We start from the raw sequence: 6,271 nt of genomic DNA, 5'->3' as shown, positions 1-6,271 counted from the left end.
CTCCCACACAGGACTTTTGGTGTTAGTGGGTTTGGGAATAAACCTTATTCGAAACCAATCTTTACGACAGCGGCATTTCTGGCTGTGCCGTGGCGTCCTATCTGATGAACCGGTCTGTTCGGAACAATATTTCCTGAGCACCGTCGGCCCCGGCTTTCTCCGGTAAAGAAGGAATTGGCTATGAATAAGCTGCTGCGCATGATGTTTTTTCTAAAGGTGTTGGTGATGCTGTCCCTCGGTTCCACCGCTGCGTGGGCCGAATGCGATGAGCACGAGAAGCACGCGTCGAGTGGCTCGGTGGTTCAAGGCGAGTTGATGCTTGCCGCGACCGATGCGGACGCAGGCGATCCGGACGATGGCGAGGATGATGATGGTTCGCCAATCGACACGCCGGATGGCGATGAGGATGCAGAGGGCGATAGCCAGACGTAGATTCCTGACATGAAAAAACCCTCCAGCCCCAACTGAGACTCATTCGGGGCTGGAGGGTTTTTTCATGCCGGATGCATTACCCAAGGTGAAGACTTGCACCCGTGGGGGGGGGGGGGGGGGGGGGGGGACTGCGCAGCAGGCCCAAAAGAGGGTCTGTTTCGCGGCCCCCCCCCCCCCCCCCCCCCCCACAAAGGCTTTTCTGCCTTAAGTGTTTTGCTGCCTTTTAGCCTTACGCCGCGCCGTCGAGAAACCGCTCGGCGTAGTGACACGCTACCAAACGGTTATCCAACGGCCGCAACGCCGGTTCTTCGGTCTTGCAGCGCTCGGTCGCGTACGGGCAGCGCTTGTGGAAGGCGCAGCCGGACGGTGGGTTGAGCGGGTTGGGCAGTTCGCCGACGATCTTGATCTTCGGCTTGTTCGGGTCCGGGTGGATGGTCGGGGTGGCTGACAGCAGCGCCTGGGTGTACGGATGCAGCGGGCGGCTGTAAATGGACTCGTTGGGACCCATTTCCACCGGGCGGCCGAGGTACATCACCATCACGTCGTCGGCGACATGTTGCACCACTGCCAGGTTGTGGGAGATGAATACGTAGGCGGTGTTGAATTCCTGTTGCAGGTCCATGAACAGGTTCAGCACCTGCGCCTGGATCGACACGTCCAGCGCCGAGGTCGGTTCGTCGGCCACCAGCACCTTGGGTTGCAGCATCATGGCGCGGGCCAGGGCGATGCGCTGGCGCTGGCCGCCGGAGAACATATGCGGATAGCGCTGGTAATGCTCGGGGCGCAGGCCCACCTGCTTCATCATCGCCTGGACTTTGTCGCGGCGCTCGGTGGCCGAGAGGTTGGTGTTGATGAGCAACGGCTCGGCCAGTTGATCACCGATTTTCTGCCGTGGGTTGAGGGACGCATAAGGACTCTGGAAGACCATCTGCACGTCTTTGCGCAATTGCTTGCGCTCGGCCTTGTTGGCGCCGGCGACTTCCTGGCCGGCGATTTTCAAGGAGCCGGCGGACGGCTCTTCGATCAGCGTCAGGGCCCGGGCGAGGGTGGATTTGCCGCAACCGGATTCACCCACCACGGCCAGGGTCTTGCCGGCCTCCAGTTCGAACGACACACCGTTGAGGGCGCGCACGGTCGCATGGCCCTTGAACATGCCACGGGACACTTCGTAATGACGGGTCAGGTCACGGGCGGTAAGTACGACGGCCATCACGCCACCTCCTGGTTCAACGGGTAGAAGCAGCGGGCGAGGCTGTTGGATTTCGGATCGAGCGCAGGGCGCTCCTGGCGGCAGTTGTCGCGCACGTACGGGCAGCGCGGCGACAGCAGGCAGCCTTGCGGGCGGTCATAGCGGCCGGGGACGATGCCTGGCAACGTCGCCAGGCGCTCGGCGCCCATGCTGTGCTCCGGAATCGCCGCCAGCAGCGCTTCGCTGTAGGGGTGGGCGGGAATGTCGAACAGCTGCGGCACCTGGCCCACTTCCACGGCCTGGCCGGCGTACATCACGCAGACGCGCTGGGCGGTTTCAGCCACCACCGCGAGGTCGTGGGTGATCAGCACCAGGCCCATGTTCTGCTCTTTCTGCAGGGCCAGCAGCAGGTCCATGATCTGCGCCTGGATGGTCACGTCCAGAGCGGTGGTCGGTTCGTCGGCGATCAGCAGTTTCGGTTCGCCGGCAATCGCCATGGCAATCGCCACGCGCTGGCTCATGCCGCCGGACAGTTGATGCGGGTAGGCGTCCATGCGGCTGGCGGCGCCGGGGATCTCGACTTTTTCCAGCAATTCGATGGCGCGTTTGCGGGCGGCCTTGCCGGACATCTTCAGGTGCAGGCGCAGCACTTCTTCGATCTGGAAGCCCACGGTGTAGCTGGGGTTGAGCGCGGTCATCGGATCCTGGAAAACCATCGCCAGGTCCTTGCCGACGATCTGCCGGCGCTGGCGGTTGCTCAGCTTGAGCATGTTCTTACCGTCGAAGTTCAGCGCGTCGGCGCTGACGATGCCAGGGTGCTCGATCAGGCCCATCAGCGCCATCATGGTCACGGATTTACCCGAGCCCGATTCGCCGACGATCGCCAGGACCTCGCCTTTATCCACGCTCAGGTCCAGGCCGTCGACCACCGGCACGGCGGTGGCGTCGCCGAAGCGGACGTTGAGATTCTTGATTTCTAGCAGTGACATGGGAATCTCCTCAGGCGGCATTCTTGAGTTTCGGGTCCAGCGCATCGCGCAGACCGTCGCCCATCAGGTTGATTGCCAGCACGCTGAGCAAAATGGTCAGGCCGGGCAGGCTCACGACCCACCAGGCGCGTTCGATGTAGTCGCGGGCCGAGGCCAGCATGGTGCCCCACTCCGGGGTCGGCGGTTGCACGCCAAGGCCGAGGAAGCCCAGGGCGGCGGCGTCGAGGATCGCCGAGGAAAAGCTCAGGGTCGCCTGCACGATCAGCGGTGCCATGCAGTTGGGCAGCACGGTGATGAACATCAGGCGCGGCAGGCCGGCACCGGCCAGGCGGGCGGCGGTCACGTAGTCGCGGTTCAGCTCGCCCATCACGGCGGCGCGGGTCAGGCGCACGTAGGAAGGCAACGAGACGATGGCGATGGCGATCACGGTGTTGATCAGACCAGGGCCGAGGATGGCGACGATCGCCACGGCCAGCAGCAGCGAGGGCAGGGCGAGCATGATGTCCATCAGGCGCATGATGGTCGGGCCGAGGATGCGCGGGAAGAACCCGGCGAACAGGCCCAGCAGGATGCCCGGGATCAGCGACATCACCACCGACGACAGGCCGATCAGCAGCGACAGCCGCGAACCCTCGATCAGGCGCGAGAGCAAATCACGGCCCAGTTCGTCGGTGCCCAGCAGGAACTGCATCTGCCCGCCTTCGAGCCACGCTGGTGGCGTCAGCAGGAAGTCACGGTATTGCTCGCTCGGGTCGTGCGGCGCGACCCATGGGGCGAAGAGTGCGCAGAACACGATCAGGATCATGAACAGCAATCCGGCGACGGCGCCCTTGTTGCGGGAAAACGCTTGCCAGAATTCTTTGTAAGGGGACGGGTACAGCAGGCTTTGATCGACTGCTACCGCGGTAGTTGGAGTACTCATGGTCTTGATCTCAGCGCTGGTGACGAATGCGTGGGTTGGCAAAGCCGTAGAGGATGTCCACGACGAAGTTGACCAGAATCACCAGGCAGGCGATTAACAGGATGCCGTTCTGCACCACGGGATAGTCCCGGGCGCCGATGGCTTCGATCAGCCACTTGCCGATGCCCGGCCAGGAGAAGATCGTTTCGGTCAGGACCGCACCGGCCAGCAGCGTGCCGACTTGCAGGCCGACCACGGTCAGCACCGGGATCAGCGCGTTGCGCAGGCCGTGCACGAACACCACGCGCGACGGCGACAGGCCCTTAGCCTTGGCAGTGCGGATGTAGTCCTCGCGCAGCACTTCGAGCATCGAGGAACGGGTCATGCGGGCGATCACCGCCAGCGGAATGGTGCCCAGCACGATGGCCGGCAGGATCAGGTGATGGAGTGCGTCGAGGAACGCGCCCGGCTCGTCGGCCAGCAGCGTGTCGATCAGCATGAAGCCGGTTTTCGGCTCGATGTCGTAGAGCAGGTCGATCCGTCCCGACACCGGTGTCCAGCCCAGGGACACCGAGAAGAACATGATCAGGATCAGGCCCCACCAGAAGATCGGCATCGAATACCCCGCCAGGGAGATGCCCATCACCCCATGGTCGAACAGGGATCCTCGCTTGAGTGCCGCGATCACCCCGGCCAGCAGGCCGAGGATACCGGCGAACAGCAGCGCGGCCAGGGACAGTTCCAGGGTCGCGGGAAACAGTGAGCTGAACTCGGTCCATACGCTTTCACGGGTGCGTAGCGATTCGCCAAGATCGCCCTGGGCCAGTTTGCCGATGTAGTCCAGGTACTGGGCATACAGCGGTTTGTTCAGGCCAAGGCGTTCCATTGCCTGAGCATGCATTTCGGGATCGACCCGACGTTCGCCCATCATCACTTCCACGGGGTCGCCGGGGATCATGCGAATCAACGCGAAGGTCAGCAAGGTGATGCCGAAGAACGTGGGAATCAGTAATCCCAGTCGGCGGGCAATAAAACTAAACATCTTCAGGTGTACCTCATCAGCCGGTTAGGCGTGCCCGGCAATCCTTTGGTGAAGGTTGCCGGGCGTCTTCTTATCTACTTCACCTGGGTGGTGGCGAAGTTGTTAGTGGTGAGCGGGCTAATCACATAGCCCTCTACATTCTTGCGCATTGCCGTGAGCATGCGGGTATGAGCCGTGCTGATCCATGGCAGGTCCTGGTTGAAAATCACCTGGGCCTGCTCATAGAGCCTGGCGCGCTCCTCGGGGTTCACTGTGGCGCGTGCCTGGTCGAGCAGCGCCTGGAATTTCTCATTGCACCAGCGCGCGTAGTTTTCTCCGTTCTTGGCGGCTTCGCAACTGAGCAAAGGCGTCAGAAAATTATCCGGGTCGCCGTTATCGCCTGCCCATCCGGCGGAAACCATATCGTGCTCGCCGTTTTTCGCACGCTTGAGCATTTCGCCCCATTCCATCACGCGGATATCGACCTTGATCCCGACTTTCGCCAGGTCGGCCTGCATCATTTGCGCGCCGAGCATCGGGTTGGGGTTGGTCGGGCCGCCGCCGTTGCGGGTGAACAGGGTAAACACGGTGCCTTCCGGCACGCCGGCTTCCTTGAGCAACTGGCGCGCCTTGTCGAGATCGCGGGTCGGGTTCTTCAGGTCGTGATTGAAGCCCAGTAACGTCGGCGGGTACGGATTGACCGCGACGGTGGCGTTGCCCTTGCCGAACAGCGCGCTGACATAGGCTTCCTTGTCGAAGGCCAGGTCGATGGCTTTGCGCACCCGCACGTCGCTCATGTATTTGTGGCTGGTGTTCAGAGCAGTGTAGCCAATGGTCATCGCATCCAGCTCGGCGACCTTGAGGTTCGGGTCTTTCTTGATGCTGGGGATATCGTCCGGTTTCGGGTATAGCGCGATCTGGCACTCGTTGGTCTTGAGCTTTTGCATGCGCACATTGTTATCGGTGGCGATGGCCAGCACCAGCGCATCGGCCGGCGGTTTGCCCCGGAAGTAGTCCGGGTTGGCCTTGAAGCGAACCTGGGCGTCTTTGTTGTAGCGCTGGAAGATGAACGGCCCGGTGCCGATCGGCTTGCTGTTGAGGTCGCCGGCCTTGTTGGCTTTGAGCAATTGGTCGGCGTATTCGGCCGGGTAGATCGAGGAGAAGGCCATGGCGATGTCGGCCAGGAACGGTGCCTCGCGGCGGGTCAGGGTGAACTTGACTGTGTGTTCGTCGACTTTCTCTACGCTTTTAAGCAGTTCCTTGAAGCCCATGCTTTCAAAGTATGGGAAACCCACGCTCGACAGTTTGTGCCAGGGGTGATTCGGGTCCAGCTGGCGCTGGAAACTCCAGACCACATCGTCGGCGTTCATGTCGCGGGTCGGCTTGAAATAATCGGTGGTGTGGAACTTGACGCCTTTGCGCAGGTGGAAGGTGTACGTCAGGCCGTCGTCGCTGATGTCCCAGGACTCGGCCAGGGCCGGAATCACTTCGGTGGTGCCGGGCTTGAAGTCGGCCAGGCGGTTGAAGATCGTTTCGGCCACGGCGTCGGCGGTGACTGCAGTCGTGTACTGGACCATGTCGAAGCCTTCCGGGCTGGCTTCTGTGCAAACCACCAGGGGTTTGGCCGTGGCGCCAACGGCCACACTCAGCAGTGCGGCAGCAATGGCGGCGCGTAGGGGGTTCATGTTCATCGTCAATCCTCTGCAATCGGGTAATTGGCAAAAGACCGGGGGGGGGGG

At 62.1% G+C, this 6,271-nt stretch carries 6 protein-coding genes; 1 reads left to right on the top strand and 5 read right to left on the bottom strand.

Annotated elements, in window-relative coordinates; all coding sequences use genetic code 11:
- Window positions 1-180: 180 nt before the first annotated feature.
- Window positions 181-432, top strand: a complete 252-nt coding sequence (locus ACE04F_RS23200) for a hypothetical protein (RefSeq protein WP_486110072.1) — start codon at window positions 181-183, stop codon at window positions 430-432.
- A gap of 229 nt (window positions 433-661) precedes the next feature.
- On the opposite strand, the gene ACE04F_RS23195 is transcribed toward ACE04F_RS23200, so the two are convergent.
- From ACE04F_RS23195 to ACE04F_RS23175, 5 genes are all read right to left on the bottom strand, one after another.
- Window positions 662-1,642: a peptide ABC transporter ATP-binding protein gene (locus ACE04F_RS23195; RefSeq protein WP_305496858.1), complete on the bottom strand. Its 981-nt coding sequence runs from the start codon at window positions 1,640-1,642 to the stop codon at window positions 662-664.
- Window positions 1,642-2,610, bottom strand: a complete 969-nt coding sequence (locus tag ACE04F_RS23190) for an ABC transporter ATP-binding protein (RefSeq protein WP_486110071.1) — start codon at window positions 2,608-2,610, stop codon at window positions 1,642-1,644. Before ACE04F_RS23190 ends, ACE04F_RS23195 begins: the two co-directional genes overlap by 1 nt.
- Window positions 2,611-2,620: 10 nt before the next feature.
- Window positions 2,621-3,532: an ABC transporter permease subunit gene (locus ACE04F_RS23185; RefSeq protein ID WP_486110070.1), complete on the bottom strand. Its 912-nt coding sequence runs from the start codon at window positions 3,530-3,532 to the stop codon at window positions 2,621-2,623.
- Between the two features lie 10 nt (window positions 3,533-3,542).
- Window positions 3,543-4,553, bottom strand: coding sequence for an ABC transporter permease subunit (locus ACE04F_RS23180; protein WP_305496852.1), 1,011 nt, complete (start codon window positions 4,551-4,553; stop codon window positions 3,543-3,545).
- A 74-nt stretch (window positions 4,554-4,627) separates the two neighbouring features.
- Complete coding sequence (locus tag ACE04F_RS23175) at window positions 4,628-6,223, bottom strand: ABC transporter substrate-binding protein (RefSeq protein ID WP_486110069.1); 1,596 nt, start codon at window positions 6,221-6,223, stop codon at window positions 4,628-4,630.
- Window positions 6,224-6,271 lie beyond the last annotated feature (48 nt).

Source organism: Pseudomonas sp. AGC41 (assembly GCF_057334555.1).
This window is presented reverse-complemented; position numbering and strand designations above follow the sequence as displayed.